This is a genomic window from Microbacterium sp. Ag1 (genome assembly GCF_001005635.1).
GTDB lineage: Bacteria > Actinomycetota > Actinomycetes > Actinomycetales > Microbacteriaceae > Microbacterium > Microbacterium oxydans.
This window is the reverse complement of the sequence record NZ_LBCR01000030.1, coordinates 238,378-258,446: the sequence shown is the minus strand read 5'-3', so window position 1 is coordinate 258,446 and position 20,069 is coordinate 238,378. Positions and strand designations below refer to the sequence as shown.

Annotated in this window: 15 protein-coding genes and 2 tRNA genes; 5 read left to right on the top strand and 12 right to left on the bottom strand. The window is 68.3% G+C overall.

What is annotated here, in order from left to right; genetic code table 11:
* Positions 1–28: 28 nt before the first annotated feature.
* Positions 29–101, bottom strand: a tRNA-Glu gene (locus AAY78_RS11530).
* Between the two features lie 150 nt (positions 102–251).
* On the opposite strand from AAY78_RS11530, the gene AAY78_RS11525 reads away from it, so the two are divergent.
* Both AAY78_RS11525 and AAY78_RS11520 read left to right on the top strand, forming a co-directional pair.
* The gene (locus AAY78_RS11525; RefSeq protein ID WP_046748431.1) at positions 252–890 is read left to right on the top strand and encodes an MBL fold metallo-hydrolase; all 639 of its coding nucleotides are present in this window, start codon (positions 252–254) and stop codon (positions 888–890) included.
* Between the two features lie 3 nt (positions 891–893).
* A complete protein-coding gene (locus AAY78_RS11520; protein ID WP_046748430.1) occupies positions 894–1,775 on the top strand; it encodes an aminoglycoside phosphotransferase family protein in 882 nt (293 codons plus the stop codon).
* On the opposite strand, the gene pepN is transcribed toward AAY78_RS11520, so the two are convergent.
* Together pepN and AAY78_RS11510 are read right to left on the bottom strand one after the other, a co-directional pair.
* Positions 1,768–4,254 carry an aminopeptidase N gene (gene pepN / locus AAY78_RS11515; protein ID WP_046748429.1) on the bottom strand — a complete coding sequence of 829 codons (2,487 nt, stop codon included), beginning with the start codon at positions 4,252–4,254 and terminating at the stop codon, positions 1,768–1,770. The genes AAY78_RS11520 and pepN overlap by 8 nt on opposite strands.
* A 44-nt stretch (positions 4,255–4,298) precedes the next feature.
* Positions 4,299–6,752 carry a hypothetical protein gene (locus AAY78_RS11510; RefSeq protein ID WP_046748428.1) on the bottom strand — a complete coding sequence of 818 codons (2,454 nt, stop codon included), beginning with the start codon at positions 6,750–6,752 and terminating at the stop codon, positions 4,299–4,301.
* Positions 6,753–6,893: 141 nt separating this feature from the next.
* Here AAY78_RS11510 and AAY78_RS11505 point away from each other — a divergent pair, with 141 nt between their 5' ends.
* The gene (locus AAY78_RS11505; protein ID WP_046748427.1) at positions 6,894–7,391 is read left to right on the top strand and encodes a hypothetical protein; all 498 of its coding nucleotides are present in this window, start codon (positions 6,894–6,896) and stop codon (positions 7,389–7,391) included.
* A gap of 1 nt (position 7,392) precedes the next feature.
* Positions 7,393–8,400 (top strand): DUF3137 domain-containing protein, encoded by a 1,008-nt coding sequence (locus AAY78_RS11500; protein WP_231589708.1) that lies wholly within the window; start codon positions 7,393–7,395, stop codon positions 8,398–8,400.
* On the opposite strand, the gene AAY78_RS11495 is transcribed toward AAY78_RS11500, so the two are convergent.
* The 3 genes from AAY78_RS11495 to AAY78_RS11485 all read right to left on the bottom strand — a co-directional run bounded on the left by AAY78_RS11495 (position 8,366) and on the right by AAY78_RS11485 (position 11,299).
* Positions 8,366–9,379, bottom strand: coding sequence for a DNA topoisomerase IB (locus AAY78_RS11495; RefSeq protein ID WP_046748426.1), 1,014 nt, complete (start codon positions 9,377–9,379; stop codon positions 8,366–8,368). The two genes, AAY78_RS11500 and AAY78_RS11495, sit on opposite strands and share 35 nt — an antisense overlap.
* 87 nt (positions 9,380–9,466) lie before the next feature.
* Positions 9,467–9,967, bottom strand: a complete 501-nt coding sequence (locus AAY78_RS11490) for a hypothetical protein (RefSeq protein WP_046748425.1) — start codon at positions 9,965–9,967, stop codon at positions 9,467–9,469.
* Between the two features lie 9 nt (positions 9,968–9,976).
* Positions 9,977–11,299: an MFS transporter gene (locus AAY78_RS11485; protein ID WP_231589707.1), complete on the bottom strand. Its 1,323-nt coding sequence runs from the start codon at positions 11,297–11,299 to the stop codon at positions 9,977–9,979.
* A gap of 44 nt (positions 11,300–11,343) precedes the next feature.
* Here AAY78_RS11485 and AAY78_RS11480 point away from each other — a divergent pair, with 44 nt between their 5' ends.
* Complete coding sequence (locus tag AAY78_RS11480; RefSeq protein ID WP_156172649.1) at positions 11,344–12,120, top strand: hypothetical protein; 777 nt, start codon at positions 11,344–11,346, stop codon at positions 12,118–12,120.
* 33 nt (positions 12,121–12,153) lie between these two features.
* Here the strand turns inward: AAY78_RS11480 and AAY78_RS11475 are convergent, their stop codons facing one another.
* The 6 genes from AAY78_RS11475 to AAY78_RS11450 form a co-directional block, all read right to left on the bottom strand.
* Positions 12,154–15,513 (bottom strand): ATP-binding protein, encoded by a 3,360-nt coding sequence (locus AAY78_RS11475; RefSeq protein WP_046748423.1) that lies wholly within the window; start codon positions 15,511–15,513, stop codon positions 12,154–12,156.
* Positions 15,510–16,172 carry a DUF4194 domain-containing protein gene (locus AAY78_RS11470; protein WP_046748422.1) on the bottom strand — a complete coding sequence of 221 codons (663 nt, stop codon included), beginning with the start codon at positions 16,170–16,172 and terminating at the stop codon, positions 15,510–15,512. The genes AAY78_RS11475 and AAY78_RS11470 overlap by 4 nt, the downstream gene beginning before the upstream one ends.
* Entirely contained in the window at positions 16,165–17,628 is a 1,464-nt protein-coding gene (locus AAY78_RS11465; RefSeq protein WP_046748421.1) for a DUF3375 domain-containing protein, read from the bottom strand. The genes AAY78_RS11470 and AAY78_RS11465 overlap by 8 nt, the downstream gene beginning before the upstream one ends.
* Before the next feature lie 96 nt (positions 17,629–17,724).
* Positions 17,725–17,796, bottom strand: a tRNA-Gln gene (locus AAY78_RS11460).
* 101 nt (positions 17,797–17,897) lie between these two features.
* On the bottom strand, positions 17,898–19,403 hold the full coding sequence (gltX, locus tag AAY78_RS11455) for a glutamate--tRNA ligase (protein ID WP_046748420.1): 1,506 nt from the start codon (positions 19,401–19,403) through the stop codon (positions 17,898–17,900).
* Positions 19,404–19,456: 53 nt separating this feature from the next.
* On the bottom strand, positions 19,457–20,017 hold the full coding sequence (locus tag AAY78_RS11450) for a hypothetical protein (protein WP_046748419.1): 561 nt from the start codon (positions 20,015–20,017) through the stop codon (positions 19,457–19,459).
* Between the last annotated feature and the right edge of the window lie 52 nt (positions 20,018–20,069).

Here is a 20,069-nt window from a genome sequence, read left to right as displayed (position 1 = left end):
CGGCGAACCGGAGGCTTTCTCTGTTGTGTGACCCCAGCGGGATTCGAACCCGCGTTACCGCCGTGAGAGGGCAGCGTACTAGGCCGCTATACGATGGGGCCGTCTGGCGGAATGTTTCCGTTCCGCGACAACCGTTCAAGTATGCCACGGCGATTCTCACTGCGCCAAATCGACGCCTCCCCGTCAGGAATCCCGGGCGTGGCGCACCGGATCCGTTTGCCGTGCGCGTTCCGAAGGAGTTGACTCTTCCCATGCGCGTCACCAAGTTCGAACATGCCGCCCTCCGTATCGATGCGAACGATGAGACCCTCCTGGTCGATCCCGGGTCGTTCACCGCTCCGCTGAACGACCTCACCGATCTGGTGGCCATCGTGATCACCCACGAGCACCCGGACCACTGGACATCCGAGCACTTCGACCGCCTCCTGCGCGACGCACCGGGGACGCCGATCTTCGCGCCGGCCGGTGTCGCCCGCGCCGCCGAGGGCTACGACATCACGGTCGTCAACCCCGGGGACTCGGTGGAGGTCGGCAGCTTCTCACTGCGGTTCTTCGGCGGCACCCACGAGGTCATCCACTCCTCGCTTCCGACGGTCGAGAACGTCGGCGTGCTGATCAACGACGAGCTCTACTACCCCGGCGACTCGTACGCGGTCCCTGAGGGCGTCTCCGTCGGCACCCTCGCCGCTCCCCTCGGCGCACCCTGGCTGAAGATCGGCGAGGCCATGGACTATGTGCTGGCTGTCGCGCCGCGCCGGGCGTTCGGAACCCACGACATGACGCTTTCCGTGATCGGCAAGAACATGCATCGTCAGCGGCTGCAGTGGGCGACCGAACAGGGCGGCGGCGAGTTCTTCGTACTGGAACCCGGCGACTCCCTCGACCTCTGAAACATGGTCGACTCCCCCGCCGCGGAGCTCACCCTGGACGAGCACGGCGTGAGACGGCTCGTTCGGACGGTGGCTCCCGAGCTCGGCGACCTCCCGCTGACGTGCTTCGCGGAGGGCTGGGACAACGTCACCTGGCGTCTCGGATCGGACCTCGCCGTGCGCATGCCCCGCCGGCTCAGGGCAGCGCCGCTCATCCGTCACGAGCAGCACGCACTCCCCCTCTTCGCGATGCATCTCGCAGCGGTGAACATCCACACGCCTCTACCGGTGTTCGCAGGCGCCCCGACGCCGGAGTTCCCCTGGCCCTGGTCGATCGTGCCCTGGCTGCCGGGGAGGCAGGCGCTCGGGCTCCCCCGCCGCGACAACACCTCGTGGGCCTCCCAACTCGCGACAGCCCTCCTCCTGCTCCACCGCGAAGCGCCCGCCGACGCACCCGTGAACCCTGTGCGCGGCGTCCCGCTGGCGGCACGCGACCAGAGCATCAGAGATCGACTCGCCGAACTGACCGCAGCGATCGCCACGCCTCTCGGGGAACTCTGGTCAGCGGGACTCGAGGCCGAGCCCGCCACGGAGCCCGTCTGGATCCACGGCGACCTGCATCCCGGAAACATCCTGATCGACGGCGACAGGCTGTCCGCCGTGATCGACTTCGGCGACGTGACCTCCGGCGACCCCGCCTACGACCTCGCAGCAGGGTGGCTCGCCTTCGACGCCGAAGGTCGACATGTCTTCCGCCGAGCCACCGGCGGAAGGTACGACGACGCGACCTGGGTCAGGGCACGAGCCTGGGCTGCGGCCATGGCCGCGATCCTCTGCCACTCGAGCGATGATCGCGCGGATCTGCGCGCGCTCGGTCATCAGACGGCCGCCGAACTGATCAGCTGACCGAAGCTGCACGCACGCGGAGATCGCGCGCGAGATGGTCCCGCTGCTCCATCACGAGCCGCCGGAGGGCGGCAGGCGCTGCCGGATTCGCGGCCAGCCACGCATCCACCGGCTCCACCGACTCCGACGCGGGGAAGAGCCCGATGACCAGGCGCCGCGCGATCTCGATGCTGCGCTCTGACCAGGCTCGGCCGATCCGCACGAAATACTCGTCGTCGAACTCGGAGATGAGATCACGGCGTCCCCCTGCACGGAAGCCGCCGATCACCGCATCGAGATGATCATTGCTGAGCGAGAGGTCGTTCCACGCGGAGTCCCATGCGTCGCGCCGCACATCCGCGTCGGGCCGTGAGGCACGGGCGCGCCGTGCAGCCGTGCGTCCGTCGCCGGTGTCGTCCCGCTCCTGCTCCGCCGTCACGTCTTCGTCATCAGCCTGCCCCACGGTCACGAGCGCGGTGAGGAGCTGCCAGCGCAGGTCGGGATCGATCACGAGCCCCTCCGGGACATTCCCCTCCAGCAGTGCGCGCACCTCTTCGTGACGACGATCGTCGAAAGCGGACGCGGTCGCGAACGCTCGGGCCCAGGAGAGCTGCGCGTCGCTGCCGGCATCGGCGGCCTCCAGTGCGCTCCACACCGTGTCGGTCCAGCGGCGCTGCTCCTCGTCGCGACTCGCGTCCGGCACGAAGTGACGGATCGTGTAGATCGCGTTCGGCAGCACGCCCGTCAACAGCCCGATGTTGGACTCGTCCGCCGCATGGCTGCGCACGATTCGGAGGTAGCGCAGCGCGTCGAGCTCGCCGTCGCGGGTCGCGTTCCACAGCGAGGACCACACGAGGGCACGTGCCAGCGGATCATCGATCGCGGACAGGGACTCTTCGACCGTGCGGAGGGAGCGTGCGTCCAGACGCGCCTTCACATAAGTGAGGTCGTCGTCGTTGAGCAGCACCAGATCGGCGTCGGGCAGCTCGATCGCGGTGCGCTCACCGATCACGTCGAGCTCCTGCTGCTCGCGACGGAGCACACGACCGTCGAGACGTTCGTACATGCCGATGCGGAGCCGGTGGGGCCTCGGGTCCGTCTGCACCAGGACGGAGCGTCCCTCCTCGTCCGTCTCCGTCGACAGCGTCGACACTCCGGAGGTCTGCAGCCATGCCGCCGACCAGTCGCTCATGTCGCGGCCCGAGACCGCGCTCAGCTGCACCAGGAAGTCGTTCAGCGTCGTGTTGCCGAACGCGTTGGCGGCGAAGTACCGGCGGGCGCCCTCGAAGAACGCGTCATCGCCGACGAATGCCACGAGCTGCTTCAGAACAGCCGCACCCTTGGCGTAGGTGATCCCGTCGAAGTTCAGCTTCGCCGCCTCGAGATCGGTGATGTCCGCGACGATCGGGTGGGTCGTGGGCAGCTGATCCTGCTGATAGGCCCAGGCCTTCCGTCGCGCGGCGAACGTCACCCAGGCGTCCTGGTAGCGCGTCGCCACCGCCGACGCGTGCGCGCCCATGTAGTCGGCGAACGACTCCTTCAGCCAGAGGTCGTCCCACCAGGTCATGGTGACCAGGTCTCCGAACCACATGTGCGCCATCTCGTGCAGGATCGTGTTCGCCCGCGCAGCGCGCTGTGCATCCGTGGCCGCCCCGCGGGAGAGATACGCCTCCGTGAAGGTCACGAGACCCGGATTCTCCATCGCGCCCAGGTTGTACTCCGGCACGAAGATCTGGTCGTACTTACCCCACGGGTACGGGTAGGCGAACGCCTCCGTGAAGAAGTCCAGCCCTTGCCTGGTGACCTCGAGGATCTCGTCCGCGTCGAGGTGCGAGGCGAGCGAACGCCGGACGAGCACACCGAGGGCGATGTGCTGCTCATCGTGCCGCCACTCGCCGTCGACGCGCGAGTACGGACCGGCAGCGACCGCTGTGATGTAGCTCGAGATCGGTAGAGTCGGGGCGAACTCCACACGCTGCACGCCGACACCCAGGTCGGTGTGCGCAGGCGACTGATTCGAGAGCACCTGCCACCCGGTGGGGGCGTCCACGACGAACGTGTACTCGGCCTTCATGTCCGGCTGCTCGAAGCATGCCATCACCCTGCGCGCGTCCGCCGGCTCGTACTGCGTGTAGAGATAGGTCTCGTCGTCCACAGGGTCATGGAAACGGTGCAGTCCCTCACCGGATCGGCTGTACGCCGCGACCGCTTCGACCCGCACGACGTTGGCGGCCGCGAGACCGGAGAGCGAGATGCGCGCGCCGTCGTAGACGACCTCCTGATCGACGCCGTTCACCGAGACACTCCGGACCTCTTCGCCGATGAAGTCGAGCCAGGTGCTCTCCCCCGTCGCATCGAACTCGAGGGTCGTCACCGTCGGGAACCCGGTACGGGCGCGCTCCGGCGCACCGGTCAGGTCGAGCTCGACGCGGATGCGATGCACGGTGACGGCGGCGGATCGCGCGGCCGTCTCCTCGCGGGTGAGGTTGGCTGTGTCCATGCATCCATCCTGTCACCCGGATGCCCGACGGATCGTCCTCACGCTCACGTCGGTCGGAGCCGGTGTCCGATCGCCGAGTACACCTGTGCGGACGCGTGCGACCGGGCCGCTGCTGCGTCGTCGTCGTGACGTGCGAACGCGATGCGCGACAGGATCGCGTCGCTGCGTGCGACTTCGGCGCGGTCTCCGGTCGCCTCCGCGACGCTCCGCGCCTCTTCTGCGTGCCGCTCGGCCTCGGCGAGGAGATGCGGGGACGCGGAGTCGCTCGCCGCAGCGAGGACCAGGATCTCGGCGAGCGAATTCGCAGCCTCGGTGGCGATCAAGGGCGACCCCGCTCGCTCCGCCTCCCGGAGGATCCGCTGCGCCGTCGTCCGCGCGCGGTCGGACTGGCCGTTCCGCCCGTCGATCCGGGCGCCGAGGAGTTCGAGATCGGCCGATGTCGCGAACTCTCCTGCGGACTGCAGGGCGCCTATCGCGTCGGCGCACAGTCCACGGGCCCGCAGGTCGTCACCCCGTGCTTCCGCGATGAGCGCACGCGTCCGGCGGACGAACGGCAGCGGTTCACCGTTCGATTCGTCCATCAGCTCCTGCAGTTCCTCGTCTGCAGCATCGAGGTGTCCGATCGCGAGGAACAGCAGCGGGCGATTGCCGCGCACGACAGCCACGTTCAGCTCGTCCCTCTCCGCCTTCGCCATGCTCAGCGCAGCGGTGTAGCCCTGCAGCGCCTCCGGGTAGCGGGCGAGGATGCGAAGGGTGTCCGCATGGTTGCCGGTTGCCCGCCCTTCGACGACCCTGTCCCCCGCGTCGCGCGCGTGTGCGATCGCCCGTTCATAGGAGACCAGCGCCTGCTCGAGATGACTCATCCAGCGCTGAACGTTGCCGATCTGGTTCCAGGTGCGGGCGAGAGCCGCGCCCGAAGCGATACGACGCACGCGGTGCAGGATGATGAGCGCTTCGTCCAGCCGCCCGAGCTTCTCCGCGCAGTGCGCCACGCCGAGAGCGATGTCGGGCACCAGGTCGAGGCCGTCTCCGCGGGCTGCCAGATCGTGCAGCTGCAGCGATTCGCTCCAGAGCGACCAGCGGGACAGCACCGGGTGCGATGCGATCGCCAGCCGTTCCACTTCGGAATCGAGACCGTGCTCGCGAGCCGCCGACGCCACCGCGAGCACCGTCCCCACCTCACGCGCGGCGAAGTCGGGATCCTCTTCCATCCGGACCAGCACGGCCGACGCGGAGTCGCGGACGAAGTCCCTGCGGACGGATGACGGGCGGAGGGAGCGCGACCGCTCTGCGGCGAAGGAGAACACCGTGTCGTGAATCCGCACCCGTCCCTGGCGCAGCTCCACGAGGTGCCGGGCATACAGACGGTGCAGATCGCGTGCGGCGGCGGGGCCTCCGGCTGCGATGAGCACACCTTCCTCCACCTCTCGGTCGAGCAGCGCGGCGTTCGCGAGGAGATCGGCTTCGCCCGTCGGCAGGGATCGTGTCGCCGCCTCCAGAACAGGTCGGATGCGCACGTCGCGTGGCTCATGCTCGAACCGCGATGCCAGGTCCGCGAACGACCACCCCTCGTGTTCACGGATGATCCCCGCGAGCATCACCAGATCGAGCGGCAGGCCACCCGCCACGGTGACGATGCGCCGCAACGCCGCCGCACGCTCATTGCTCCCTCTGATCACGGTCGAGGAAGCCCCGTCGAGGGAGAGGAGGTGATCGAGCAGGCGCTCGGCTTCTGCGTGCGACATCGGCGGGACGACGACCCTCTCCACGCGCAGAGCCGTCGGGGACAGACGCTCCTCGAGGCCCCCGAGGTCGACGCGCGCCGTCACGATGAACCGCACACCGGGAACCAGCAGCGCAGCCAACCGCACCGGGTCACCCGCGTCCTCGATGACGACCGTCAACTCGCGCGCGCTGATCCGCAGCTGCTCACGAAGACGCGGCAGCTCGTAGGGAAGGGAGCGGACTCCGAGAGCCCCCAGCATCCGCCGCAGGACGTCGATCGGATCCGCCGGAGGGCGTTCGGTGTCGGATTCGCGCAGGTGCACGGTGAGCACCGGCGAACGGCCGGCCAGCGCCGAGGCGAGAGTGGTCTTCCCCGCCCCCGGCAGACCGGTGAGAACCAGCACGTCGGCATCGGGAAGAGCGGTCAGCAGCTCTTCGCGTCCGATCTCCGCGCCCGCGGGATCCCGGATTCCGAGTGCCACCTCGACGTGCACCCCCGATCGCGCACCGTTGAGAAGCCGCGCGGTCTCCCGCCACTGCGCAGCCTCCTCGTCGTCGCCCCCGAGCACGCGGACGATATCGCCCACCAGACGATGGTCCACGCGTCGCCGTCCCGGACGGAAGCAGTCGTAGACGGTCACCTTCGGCGGTTCGGCACCGTGACGCACCCCGCCGATCCGACGGGCGATCTCGGCATACGACGGCGAGCCCGCGTCCACACGCATCCGCCCGAGGCCCAGGCAGAGCTCGTCGAGGGTGCGGGGCACGGGCATGAGTCGAGCCTAGGACACGCGGTCGGCGGGTTCGGCGCCGTGCGTTCGGGCTCGTTCGGACTCCGACGGGCCCGCCCAGCGCACACCTAGGCTCTCTCGACGGAGAGGCCACCCGACCTCCCGGAAGAGGAGAGAATCCCCATGACGACACGTACAGAGATCGCGGCCAAGCTCGACGACTTCTCGTACCAGAAGCTGAATTTCGGCGGGTTCCTGATGAACAAGCGCGCCAAGAACTCGCATGCCCTGTGGACCCGCGCCGCCGACAAGGGCGTCACCGAGCTGGCGCTGCTCGCCACAAGGGACTTCGGCGAGGGGAACGTCTACGACGTCGCCGCCTTCACGCTCGAAGGGGCCATCCCGACCGAGGTCCTCGACGAGCTGAAGCAGCAGGCCGAGGCGCTCGTCGACCGCGTCAATCTGCGTGCACACGGATACGTGTACACCTGCCTGGAGCCGTGGGACGGCGGCGGCACCATCTGGATCTCCAAGAAGCCCGAGTTCCGCGAGCTCAGCCGCCTCGATCAGGGCATCCACGTCGTGCCGATCCAGCGGCTCACCGGTCCGGGCGAGCCCCGGTGGCTCGCCTGGGCGCGCGAGGGCGGACAGCTGAACATCGCCATCGTGTACAAGCCCTGACGTGGCACCCTTCTCGGCCGGTCGGGCCGCCCCACTCGCGACGGCTCGCGGATGGGGCAGCCTGACACTGGTCGCGTCGTCGGTCGCCACGCTCGTCATCGCCGGAGCCCTGGCCTTCTATCTCCTGCCGATCGGATTCGCGCTGTCCGGGACGACGCTCGTGTACGCCCAGGTCGCGACGATGCTGCTCGGCGCCGCACTCGTCGCGTGGTCGACGATGTCCATCAGTCGGCATCGTCGACGGCGCACCGCCCTCGCCGAGACCGCCGCGGCTTTGGGCTGGCGGTATCGCGCTGACATCGGCGACCACCCGTGGGGCGGCTCCATCGACGAGCAGGTCGATCGCGGCGACCGCACCGCGCAGGACCACCTGGACGCCCGACACAGCGCCGTCCCCTTCGACAGCGTCGAACGCACCTTCGTGGTCGGCGATGGAGAGGGCGCGACGATGCACACCGTGCGCGCTGTCCGCATCCCGCTGCCGTCCGAGGCTCCGAGGATCATGCTCCGGTCGCGGCGCGGTGGCGGGGCGCTCAGCGTGCTCCCTCGGCGTCCGACCGGCCGAACCCGCATCCGGCTCGAGGGGGACTTCAGCGACGTGTTCGACGTGTCAGTGCCGCCGGGATACGAGACGGACGCGCTCTATGTGCTCACTCCCGACCTCATGGCGATCCTCGTCGACGAGAGCGCCGACCTCGACCTGGAGATCGTGGACAGCACGTTGCATGTCTACTTCCCCGCCGTCGATCTGACCGATGGGGAGGAACTGCGGCGCTTCCTCACCGTGATCGCGGCGCTTCACGATCGCGTCGGGCGAAGAACCCTGCTGTACCGCGACGAGGCCGCGACGCCTCTCGATCCGGGGACCTACCGGCGTGACGGCGACATGCTCGCCGCTCGCGCACGCCACGTCGACACGCGTACCCGGTGGTGGCCCGTGATCGCAGCCGTGGCCACGCCCCTCGTGCCGATGCTCATCGCCGTCGTCTGGCTCCGGATCGCCGGGTGACCTTCCTCGAGATCTCCGGACCACCGAGGAGTCTCCTGATGGCGCTCTCGGGCGTCACGGAGAGGTCGAGCGTCCGTCCGCGTCCGTATTGGCTGAAGACCCGAGGATCGATGTAGCTCGCTCGTGCCACCGCGGTCGTGTTGCCGAGCGCCGTCGCCGCCGCCTGCACGGCAAGGCGCTCTGCCTTACTCCGGTGGTTCCGGCTGTCGAGCTCGCCGATCCGGGCGAGGGCGTCCGCGGCGATGATCGTGCCGTGCAGCGTGCGGAAGTCCTTCGCCGTGAAGGACTCCCCCGTGACCTCCCGGAGATAGGCGTTGACCTCTGCGGGCGTGAGACGCACGCGACGCCGGCCTCGGCGGTACGCGAGCAGGAAAGCGCCCGACTTGCCCGCGGCGAAGTCGGTCAGGGCATCGGCCAGGGATTCATCCGTGATCTCGATCGACGCCGTGCGGCCGCTCTTGGCGGGGAACGACAATGCGACATCACTCCCCGCCACACGCACATCTCTTCGTCGCAGTGTCGTGAGACCGCGGCTGCCGTGTCGCACCAGGTAACGCTCCGACCCGATACGGAGGGCTGCGTCGTCGAGAAGGCGGAAGGCGATGGCGAGGGCGCGCTCCTTCGTCTGCCCCTCCTGGGCCAATGCCCGGGTCACCTGCGCTCTCGCGCGCGGCAGCGCGGCGGCCAGATCGAGGGCGCGCACGAACTTCTTGCGATCTCGGCTCACCCGCCACAGGGGGTGGTACAGGTACTGCTTGCGGTCGGCGCCGTCCACGCCCACCGCCTGAATGTGAGCGAGCGGGTCCGCGGCGATCCACACATCCCGCCATGCGGGTGGGATGACGAGGTCGTTGATCCGCTCGCGATCGGCCTCGGGCGCCGTGTTCCCTGCCGGATCGACGTACCGGAACCCCGATCCCGATCGCACGCGCCGGAACCCCGGATCCTGTCCGGGGACAACCCGGATGAGTTTCGCCATCGTGAGCCCTTCCTCGACTGCCTGCGCTCGAGGATGCCCCGTGGCACGGATCCGCGGAAGGGAGTGGCGCTGTACCCTGCCCCCGTGCTATTCGCTCCCGGCTTCCGCGCGCGGCGCCGCGAAGGCGCTGCGCATGTGGTCGCTGGTGAGGAAGTCGGCGATGCCGATCATGATCAGGCTGAAGACGATCTGCTCCGACACCATCCAGAGCGGGTAGAGCCCGGGGATCGCCGCCATGACGAGCGTGATGACGGGGAAGATCTGCGCGAACAGACGAAGGCGCTGATACGCCCACCGCCAGCCACGCTGTGCACGCCAGGCGAAGTAGAACAGCGTCGCCGTCATCGCGAGCACCACGAGCGTGCGCATCCAGACGGCGAACGAGACCGACTCGCCGTCGACCGCGAGCACCAGCGCGACGACGACGGCCCCGACGCCGATGACGAGCTCGACGATGAGGAGCCAGATGATCCAGGTGAACGCGCGCACCGTCTTGGGATGCGTGCGGTCGGTCTCGCTGATGGCGACGCCGGCCTGCCGCCCACCGGCGATCCGATCCAGTCGGAGGAAGAGGGACTCCAGAGCCATGCTCGGAGCCTATTGGGTCGGGAGCCGGTCCGCCTCGTCCGTTCGATGGATGCCGGTGACGCCGTTGGCGGTCGGGGAGACGACCCGCTCGAGGACGATCGCCAGCACTCCGACGGCGAGACTGCCCGCGATCATGACGCCGATGAATCCGGCATCGAGTCCTCCTCCGAGCATCACACCCGCGACGAGCGGCCCGAGGATCGCCCCTCCCTGGAACGCGGCCGAGTTGATGGCGTTGTACCGACCACGCGTGCGATCGGTAGCCAGATCGTTGTAGATCGCGGGAACCGTCGGCTGGAGCATCGTCTCGCCGAAGGCGAAGACACCCATGTAGGCGATCACGCCGATCGCCGCGGCGAGGGTGCCAGGCAGGAATCCGGTCGCCCCGAGGAGCACCCATGACAGCGCCCAGATGAGTGCCATCACCTGCATCACGCGCGTACGACGCTTGCCGGAGATGAGTCTGAGGACGGCGAACTGCAGCAGCACGATCACCGCGGTGTTGACGGCGAACGAGATGCCGACCACCTGCGTCGAGACCTCCGACACCTGTCGGGCGAAGGCAGGGAAGCCCGCCTCCATCTGCCCGTAGCCGATGAACACCGAGAGGAACGTGAGCAGGGTCAGCCAGAGCACGGCGGGGCGACGCAGGATCTCGCGATATCCACCGGCAGGCGGTGCGTCTTCTTCGGCCTCATGCTGAGTGCGCACACGTCGGAGCGGGCCCAGGAGCAGGGCGAGGGGAACGAGGCTGCTCGCGGCGTCGACGAGGAAGATCGTGGTGAACGTCGCGGGGTCGCTGACGTCGACGAAGAAGCCTCCGATCACTCCGCCGGCCCCGATGCCGAAGTTGACGAGAGCGAAGTTGACGCCGAAGTATTGCTGGCGCACCTCGCCCTCCACCACCGACGCGATCAGCGCGTTGAAACCCGGCCACGACACACCGAAGTTCACGCCGATCAGCATGACGGCGATCGCGGCGACGACAGGGTGCGTGGCGAATGCCAGAAGCGCGCACCCCACGATCATCGACAGCAGCCCGACGATCAGCACCCGGCGTGCACCGAACCGATCGATCAGTGTTCCTCCCGGGCCCGTCACCACGAGTCCGGTGATCGCGATGAGGCTCATGAGAGCGCCGGAGACCCCGAGGTCGAACCCACGGACCTCGTGGAAGTAGATGATCGTGAACGGGAGCGTCATGCCGCGTCCGAGTGTCTGGATCGCGACCGTCGACAGCAGCCAGCGCCCCTCCGTTGGCAGGGCGTTCCAGAAGCTCCTCATACCGATCACCTCGACATTCTTCCGGATGCCGGGGACATCGCGATCCACGAGCGGATTGTCCGCCGAGCGTGGTTTCTGCCATCATCGCCAGCATGGCGCTGTCTCTCGACGAATTCCGCACCTCGCTGCAGGACCCCGGTGCCCGGCCGGGCCTTGGCCTCCCCCTCACGGATGCGGAGGCGCAGCAGGTGGCCGCCGACGCGCAGGCGACCCTGAGCTGGTACGAGTACTGGCTGGCCGTGACAGCGCAGGCCGCGCCGCTCGGCACCCACGACTTGATGCACGCCGCCGCCTTCGCTGCCGCTCCCCCGGCCTATGGCGGCACTCCGCCTGCCGCTGGACCGCATGTCACGCCAGGCGTCGAGCCGGAGAAGAAGAGCCGGGTCGGGCTCTGGGTGACGCTGTCGGTGATCGGCGCACTCCTGCTCATCGCCCTCATCGTCGTGGTCGTCGCCCTCACCACCGCCCGGCACTGGACGAAGGTGGATTCGCCGGAGAAGCCCGAGACCTTCCACAGCGAGGAGTACGAGACCGGCCTCTACCTCGTGGCCGACGACGGTGTGAGCCCGTGCGCCGTCGATCAGGACTGGACCGACTGCATCAACGCGATGGAGGCCCAGTACGCCGGAGCCTGCGCCGGGGTCGAGCTGGTCCCCGCCGCGGCTACCCTCTGCGGACAGCATCGTGCCGAGATCGACCGTATGCGCGCCGAGGACTCGGAGGGAACGGTCGTGGCCTCGCTCGGCGACTTCGGGCACCTCACGCGCACCCCGGAGATCGCGACGCGGCAGGTGTCCAACAACGACTACGAGGCGGCTGTCACCCACGAAGCCGTGTGCTACCTCGGCTTCCTCGGCGAGTGCGAGTAGGCAGGCGGACCCTCCTGCCCCGCACCGCCGCGCTCAGATCGCCGCGTCCGGCAGACCCACCTTCGCCTTCGCCCAGGAGCGCCCGCGGGTGTCCTTGAGGATGTCGTACTCGACGTCGACGTGCGGCTCGATCGCACTGTACTTGTCGTTCGGCGCGCCGATCACGAGCTGGAAGCCGAGTCCACGCCATGCGCCAATCGCGCGCTTCGTGAAGTGGGCATCCGCCTTGATGAGCGCTTCGTCCATGAAGACGGGGGCGTAGCGCGGCCGGGCAGCGCCCGCATCTCCGAGCTGGTAACGCAGCGCTGCTCCCACGATGAACGCGACGAGCTCCTGCGACTCCCCTCCGGACTTCTCGCCGATGTGGTCGTAGAGCGCGACATGCTCCCGCGTCGTCGCTGTGACCCGCTCGGCACTCACGCGCACGTGGTTGCGCACGTCGATGAGCTCGGCGAAGTCGGGGGCCGTACGGCGCATCCGTCCGATCAGACGGCTCATCTTGCGGTACACGGCCTCGCGCTCGGCGTCGGTCTCGGCAGCGTCGATCAGTCCCCGCACCTCGCGGAGCTCGCGGCGGAACCGCTTGCGTGCCTCGCTCTGATTCTCGCGCGGGGTGATCTGCAGACGATGGTCGTCGTCGTAGAACGGCAGCTCCTCCATGATGCGGTTGATCGGGTCGATGCGATCCTTGATCTCGCGGAGCGACCGGCTGAGAGTCGAGTCGAGGCTCGTCAGGTCGTTCCCCGAGAGCTTGAGCAGACTGTCACGCCACTCGGTCTCCAGCTCGTGGAGCCCGTTGGTCTGCAACGCCTCCAGAATGCTCTCGAACTCGCCGACGGACTCGTCGGGGTCCGGCAGGATCGTGAGGTTGTCCCAGCGCTCGAGGAACCCCGTCATCAGTCGCCGCATGCTCTCGCGCTGCTGCTCGTGGGCCTCCGCGGCCTCACGACGGTCCTCGTGCAGGCGCTGAGCGGCGGTCCTGAGCGCGGTGTCCAGGTGTGTGAGCCGCTCCGACGCGGTTACGCTCGCCCCGCTCTCGGCGTGCAGGAACCGGCCGTCCAGGAACGACGCATGTGTCTCGCCGAGCGAGAGGTCCGTGGCTGCCGCGGAATCGATCACTCTCTGACAGGCGTCGACGTCGTCGGTGACCTGTCCCCAGTGCTCCTGGGTCTGGGTGAGTTCGTTGCTGAGGCGCGCCTCCTCGTCCCGGAGCGTGCTCGCGCGGGACCGCAGATCCTCCGCCTGACGCTTGAGCTGTGCGATCTCGGGGCTGGCTGTCGTGACCTCCGCTTCGACGGAGAGCCAACGTTCCCGTTCGGCCTCGACCGCGGCGACATCGATCTGCTCCCACGTGAGGTCCTCGATCTTCGCGAATGCGGTCGATCGTGCCTCGATGCGGTCGAGGGCGGCTTCGGCGTCCTGCGCCGTCGATGCGTAGCCGTCGTGACGATCGGTCAGCAGCCGCAGCTGGTCATCGATCTCGCGAAGCCGACGGTCGTTGGTGAAGCCGAGCACGTTGGCGCGTCCCTGACCGCCGTGGGCTCCCCTGCTGCCCTGCGACACCTGGCCGTTGATGCTGAGCGCCTTCTGATGGGCGTCCAACTGGGACGATGAGTCGACGCACACGTATCCGAACCGGTCCTGCAGCCGCTGCTGGAGCCACCCGGTGAAGGGGGTCGGCAGGTAGTCGAGCCTCCCGGGGAGGGTCTGCGGATCGGCGTTGCGCACCTCGAGGAGTCCGGTGGGGACGCCCTCGTAGTTCAGGCGCTCCGGGGTGCGCGTGGAGTTGATCGCCGCCCGGAAGGACGACAGCTTCTCCGCGTCGACGAGGAGCGTCCTGGCGAAGCCGCCGAGGGCGAGGTTGAAGGCCTCGCGCCACGGCTCGAACTCCGTCCGCACCTCGATGAGCTCTCCCACGAAGGGAAGCTCCGAAGGGTCGAGACCAGCCGCCTCCGCGAGCATGGCGCGGGACTCGTCGAGGTGGGAGGGAATGCTGCCGCGCACCAGACCGGTGCGCTCGCGCTCCTGACGCAGGCGTGAGATCTCGAGCTCGGTCGTCCTGCGGGCGGTCTCGGCATCGGCGAAGGCCGCGCGCGCGTCCCGGATCCCCGATCTCGGCGATGAACCCCGACTGTCGGCCACGAGGGCCTCGAACTGGTCGGCGTTCTCCACTTCCGCACCGAGATCCCGCACGATGGCGTCGAACTTCGCGCGTTCCCGCCGCACGTCGTCCAGGCGACGTTCGGCGACGCGGAGCTCCCGTTGCGCTGTCTCGAGGCGGTCACCGCCGGACTGCCGCAGGACATCGAGCAGACCCTCCCGCTCGGCATCGGCGGCGTCGACGAGGGCGCGCTTCTCCCGCACGGCGAGGCTGAGGGCGCGGGAGCGGTCACCCAGCTCGACCTCGACCTCGCGCAGCAGATCCAAGCGGCGCTGAGCGTTCCAGAGCGCGGCGAGGGACGACGGATCGGTGAAGACTCCGACTTCGTCGATGATCCGTACCCGTTCGGCTGAAGCCGCGATGCGCTCCTTGATTCCGCGGATGGGTTCGAGTGCGCTGACCTGCTGCTTCGCCGTCAGCATCCGGGTGCGCGTGCTCTCCAACTCATCGAAGTGCGCCACGACGGCATCCGCTGTGGCCATCGTCTCCGGCTCTTCCAGCACGAGCTTCTTGTACAGATCGTCGACCGTGGTGATCTGCTGCCCCGCTTGGATCCTGGCCAGCAGGCTGATCGCCTTCGCCCCGGACCCGGCCGCCCCGATCCCGAGCACCGCCTGCAGCCGGGCAGAGAACTCCCGGTCCGTCGCCAGCGTCTCCAGTCCCGCTGCCCGCACCGACGCATCGGAGAGCCGCTGCGTCGCGGCCTTCTCCAGCTGTGCCAGGTCGAACGCCCCGTTCACGGTCGCTCGAACCCGGGTCGTGTCCTCCAGCACGCGGGCATCCGCCGGGATGTACCAGGCCCGCACGGCGGTGAACCGCGACCCGTCGTGGTCGAGCCAGGTCGTCGCGATGGCACTCCATGTGTCTTCGCCGTCGCCGCGGAGGACTCGCAGCTTGGTGCCGTCCTCCGTGCGGGATTCGTCGATCTTCCCTCGCCCGTACGAGAGGATGTTCCGCTGCTCCTCGCCGCGCGGTCGGCCGGTCACTCCGCCGTTCGACGCACCGTTGAACGGCGTCGTGTGAGGCATCATCAGCGCGATGTACGCGTCCATCAGCGTCGACTTGCCGGAGCCGGAGCCGCCGCACAGCAGCGTGGCGTTCGGCGAGAAGCGCACCCGGTGCGGGCCCCCGTCGTATCCACCCCAGTTGATCAGCTGCAGCTCGTCCGCGATCCACTGCTGTCCCCGCGAGCCGGCGGGGATGAGCCCGAAGAGCGTGTCGACCATCGTCATCGTTGCACCGCTTCCTGCGACCGCAGCCAGTCGCGGAGTTCCTTCAGGGTCTCGGCGCTGAGGACGACCTCGACGAGCGCCGTGATCCGATAGCGCCCGCTGGTCTCCTCCTGCACGATCCCCTCGCGATCCAGTCTGTCCATCGCGTTCCTGATCGCCTTCTGCTGCCGTGCCGTTCCGCCATCGACATCGGTGAAGTAGCTCAGCACGGTCTGCTCGAGATCCTCGATGTCGATGCGCACCGACGACTCACCGGCGGCGGACTCCCGCTGGTAGACGGTGCGCAGATGCACGAGCACGAGCGTCTCCGCACGTGTGTACGGGGAGTCCTTCAGCAGCACCGGCATATCGATCTCATCGGAGCGCAGCTGCTGCTTGTAGGCGAAACCGCGACCGTGATCGACGACAAGTCGGAGGTACAGGTCGTTCAGACGCGACTCGATCACGTGCTGATGATCGAGCAGCAGCGTCCACTCCTTGCGGTTGCGCTCCGCGGCGATGAAGCGCCGCTGAAGGATGTGGGCGAGCAGACGGCGGATCTCCGGATCGAGGGTGCCGCGGTCGCCGGCGAAATGCTCCTCGATGTCTTCTTCCATGGGGACGGGAGCGATGAACGGGTCATCGACCGCTGCTTCCGGCGCGGGGCTCTCTTCAGGCATGTGCGTCTTCCTTCGTGTTGCGCGCCGTGACGGCACCGAACGCGAAGCGTCGCGTCGAGCCGTCGGGGCGCAGAGCTTCGACCACCGACACCGTCTCGCTCTCGGTCATGCCGTTGCGGTGGGCGATCTCGAGCAGTCCGACGAGGTCGACAGGGCGCCGGGTGTCGTCGTCGCTCTCGGCGAATGCGGCGGCGAGATCGAACTCGGGTCCGAGCCCCGCGACGTACTGCTCGAGCTCCGCATACCTCGGACCACCCCACGCGCGGGAGTCGACGTCGGCGAACTCGACGTCCCCGGCGTCGGCCAGAGGGGCGGGGACCGCGGGTGGACGGATGCTGCTCACGGTCTGCCTGAGGTGCCCCAGGTCGGCGAGCGGAAGACTGCGCACCGGTGCGTCGCTCGCCCCCGTCCCGTCCCACACGTGCAACGCGGCGATGACGTCACGCAGCAGGTCGTCGATCTGACGGTCCCGCAGCGGATCGTGCGTCTTCACCTGGCCGGTGATGACGTGCGAGGCTCGACGTTGCGCAGCCAGCACCTCCTCGACCCCGAGCTCCACGCGGCGTCCGATCGCGTCGAGCTCGGCCCGCTGCGTGCTGTCGAGCATCCGGGCCAACGGCTGTCGGAGCAGACCATGCAGTTGGTCGGTGAGGGCATCGATGCGCTCCGGATCGCCGATCAGCTTGAGAGCGCCGGCGAAGGCGCGTCCTTCCGGCGTCGAGTTCATGACATCCTGCGCACGCTGCAGGTACTCGCGCAGCACCTCACCCGTCGGCCGCTCATCACGGCGCAGATGGGCGACGACGTCGCGCTGCATGAGTTTGAGGGATTCGGCGACCCGGGTGAAGTCGGCGGGAAGCTCGCGCGCCAGATGCAGCACGTTCTCCGCTTCCTCGAAGAGCTCTTCATCATCGAGTGGATCGGCTCTGCCCGACTCCTCGATCCGATCGATCTCGGCATCGAGTGCGGCGCGCTCCTCCCGGAGGCGGGCGAGTCGACGAACGGGGTCTGCCTCGGCGCTGTCGGCCAGATGCTCCACGGCCTCGAGGAGCGTGCGCACTCGGGAGTTGGATACGCGCGTGCGCCCGCCGCCCGTGCGCCCCGCGATCTCCAGAGCCTCGACAGCGTGCGCGGAGAGTCGATACACCTCGACGTCCTCGTCGATCTGCTGCACCAACCAGCCCAGGCGGACCCAGTTCCTCGCGACGTCGCGGCCGGTTCCCGAAGGGACCCGGCGATCGTCGTCATCGTCGCCCGCATCCCTGAGTTCATCGAGGATCTCCGCGAGCTCGGCCTGGGCGTCGGCAATCGGGATGGAGACCCGGTCCGCCGTGAACAGAAGAGACAGCGACGCCACGACGAAGGGGGCGAAACGGCCGTGCAGCAGGTCGAGAGTCGGAGTGCTGAAGGCGGTGACGGCGCGGGAGAATGCCGCTTCCACTCGAGTGCCTGTCACACCTTCCAGAATAGTCGGCGCCCTCGTCGTCCCTCGACGCGACGCGATGGTCTCGGAAACGAAGAAACCCCCGCCTGAGCGGGGGTTTTCATCTTGCTGGGGTACCTGGACTCGAACCAAGAATAACGGAACCAGAAACCGTCGTGTTGCCAATTACACCATACCCCAAGGGCGAAACCAGGGCCTCGCACCGAGAGTCAAGCCTACCCGAGCGGCGGCGGAACACCAAAACCGGTGGGCCGAGGACCGCCGCCCGGGCGCGTCGCGACTCAGCCGGCCAGGAACACCGAGAGCGAGCGGAGCCGACGCAACGACTCCTCCTTGCCCAGCAGCTCCATCGATTCGAACAGCGGCGGCGAGACCCGGCGGCCGGTGATGGCGACACGGGGTGGACCGTAGGCGATGCGCGGCTTGAGCTCGAGCCTCTCGACGAGCTCAGCGGCGAGGGCCTCCTGGATCTTCTCCGGGGTGAAGTCGTCGAGGGGCTCGAGAGCCACGACGCACGCGTCGAGCACCTCGGCAGCATTTGCCGGAAGGCCCTTGAGGGCGTCCTCCGCGTACGAGACCTCGTCGGTGAACAGGAAGCCCACCATGCCGGGCACCTCGCCGAGCAGCTGCACCCGCTCCTGCACGAGAGGCGCGACGCGGAATGCCGTCACCAGCTGTTCGTGCGTCGGCTCGTCGAAGAGTCCGGCTGCGGCGAGGTACGGGATCGTCCGCTCGGCGAAGTCCTTCTCGCCGAGCATCCGGATGTGGTCGCCGTTGATCGACTCGGCCTTCTTCTGGTCGAAGCGCGCCGGGTTCGGGTTCACGTCGACGATGTCGAACGCGGCGGTGAACTCGTCGAGCGAGAACACGTCGCGGTCATGTCCGATCGACCAGCCGAGCAGGGCGAGGTAGTTCAGCAGTCCCTCGGGGATGAAGCCGCGGTCGCGGTGCAGGAACAGATCCGCCTGCGGGTCGCGCTTGGAGAGCTTCTTGTTGCCGGTCTCCCCCAGCACCAACGGCATATGCGCGAACCGCGGGACGAACGTCGTCACACCCGCATCGATGAGAGCCGCATACAGCGAGAGCTGCCGGGCGGTGGACGGCATCAGGTCTTCACCACGCAGCACGTGCGTGATGCCCATGAGCGCGTCGTCGACCGGATTCACGAACGTGTACAGCGGCACACCGTTCGGGCGCACGACCACGAAGTCGGGGAACGATCCTGCGGGGAAGGTCACCTCGCCGCGGATGAGGTCCACATACGTGACGTCTTCGTCCGGCACCCGAAGGCGCAGCGCCGGCTGACGACCCTCCGCACGGAACGCCGCCTTCTGCTCGTCGGTGAGGTCGCGGTCGAAGTTGTCGTAACCGAGCTGCTTGGCGCGCCCGGCGGCCTCGTTGCGCGCGTCGATCTCCTCGGCAGTGGAGTAGCTCTCGTAGAGGGCTCCCGTGGCGATGAGCTTGTCGATCACCTCGCGGTAGATGTCGTGGCGCTCCGACTGCCGGTACGGAGCGTGGGGTCCACCGACCTCGACACCCTCATCCCAATCGATCTTGAGCCAGGTGAGCGCGTCCACCAGCTGGCGGAAGCTCTCCTCGCTGTCACGGGCGGCATCGGTGTCCTCGATGCGGAACACCATCTTCCCGCCGTTGTGACGGGCGTACGCCCAGTTGTAGAGAGCCGTGCGGACCATGCCGACGTGCGGCAATCCGGTCGGCGAGGGGCAGAAGCGGACGCGGACGTCGGCACCACTGACGGTCGTGGTGAGGGGGTGAGGGGTAGCCATAGCCCTTCGATTCTACGGGGACCGCGCGTTCGCCCGTCGGCGGGCGCGAGGGCTCAGCCTCCTGGGCAGTCGCAATCGCCACCGCTGTGACACTGGCAGATCGGAGGCGGGTGATCCGCCGCCGTCACCGTCTCCCGCACCTGAAGGTCTGAGAACGGGACGACCTCGTCGTAGCTGGCGACATCAACGGCGTCACCGCAGGCAGCGCCCTCCGTCCGGATCTCGGCGGCAGCCTCAGGGAAGACGAAGTCGACGCACGTAACGGCGGTCGACTGCTGGTACCAGAGCCCTCCGCCGGTCTCCGCCCCGCCTTCCACCGCGAGCGTCAGGGCCACGCCGTCCCCGGCCTCCTCGACGGCCAGCAGGGTGTAGAGGTGGCTGCCGGTGTCCGCCCCGACTCGCGCATCAACGATGAAGTCGAGTCCGGCGACGGTCGCTTCCGGATCCTCGACCATCTGGTCGCGGTACTCCCACAGCACGTCCTGCGCATCTTCCACGGAGTCGGCGAGGCTGTCCCTCATCAGGGTCCCGATGCTCGGCGCGCACCCGGCGAGAACACCGACGGTGGCGGCGAGCACGGCACCTGCGGCGATCCGTCCGGCGAGAGAGGACATGGCTCTGACCGTAGCGCAGAGCGCAACGCATCCGCCGGAACCCAGGGCGACA

Bases quoted from the DNA above. Each gene is read 5' to 3' on its own strand.
- AAY78_RS11525 (WP_046748431.1), top strand. From the start codon at position 252: ATGCGCGTCACCAAGTTCGAACATGCCGCCCTCCGTATCGATGCGAAC.
- AAY78_RS11520 (WP_046748430.1), top strand. From the start codon at position 894: ATGGTCGACTCCCCCGCCGCGGAGCTCACCCTGGACGAGCACGGCGTG.
- pepN (WP_046748429.1), bottom strand. From the start codon at position 4,254: ATGGACACAGCCAACCTCACCCGCGAGGAGACGGCCGCGCGATCCGCC.
- AAY78_RS11510 (WP_046748428.1), bottom strand. From the start codon at position 6,752: ATGCCCGTGCCCCGCACCCTCGACGAGCTCTGCCTGGGCCTCGGGCGG.
- AAY78_RS11505 (WP_046748427.1), top strand. From the start codon at position 6,894: ATGACGACACGTACAGAGATCGCGGCCAAGCTCGACGACTTCTCGTAC.
- AAY78_RS11495 (WP_046748426.1), bottom strand. From the start codon at position 9,379: ATGGCGAAACTCATCCGGGTTGTCCCCGGACAGGATCCGGGGTTCCGG.
- AAY78_RS11490 (WP_046748425.1), bottom strand. From the start codon at position 9,967: ATGGCTCTGGAGTCCCTCTTCCTCCGACTGGATCGGATCGCCGGTGGG.
- AAY78_RS11480 (WP_156172649.1), top strand. From the start codon at position 11,344: ATGGCGCTGTCTCTCGACGAATTCCGCACCTCGCTGCAGGACCCCGGT.
- AAY78_RS11475 (WP_046748423.1), bottom strand. From the start codon at position 15,513: ATGACGATGGTCGACACGCTCTTCGGGCTCATCCCCGCCGGCTCGCGG.
- AAY78_RS11470 (WP_046748422.1), bottom strand. From the start codon at position 16,172: ATGCCTGAAGAGAGCCCCGCGCCGGAAGCAGCGGTCGATGACCCGTTC.
- gltX (WP_046748420.1), bottom strand. From the start codon at position 19,403: ATGGCTACCCCTCACCCCCTCACCACGACCGTCAGTGGTGCCGACGTC.
- AAY78_RS11450 (WP_046748419.1), bottom strand. From the start codon at position 20,017: ATGTCCTCTCTCGCCGGACGGATCGCCGCAGGTGCCGTGCTCGCCGCC.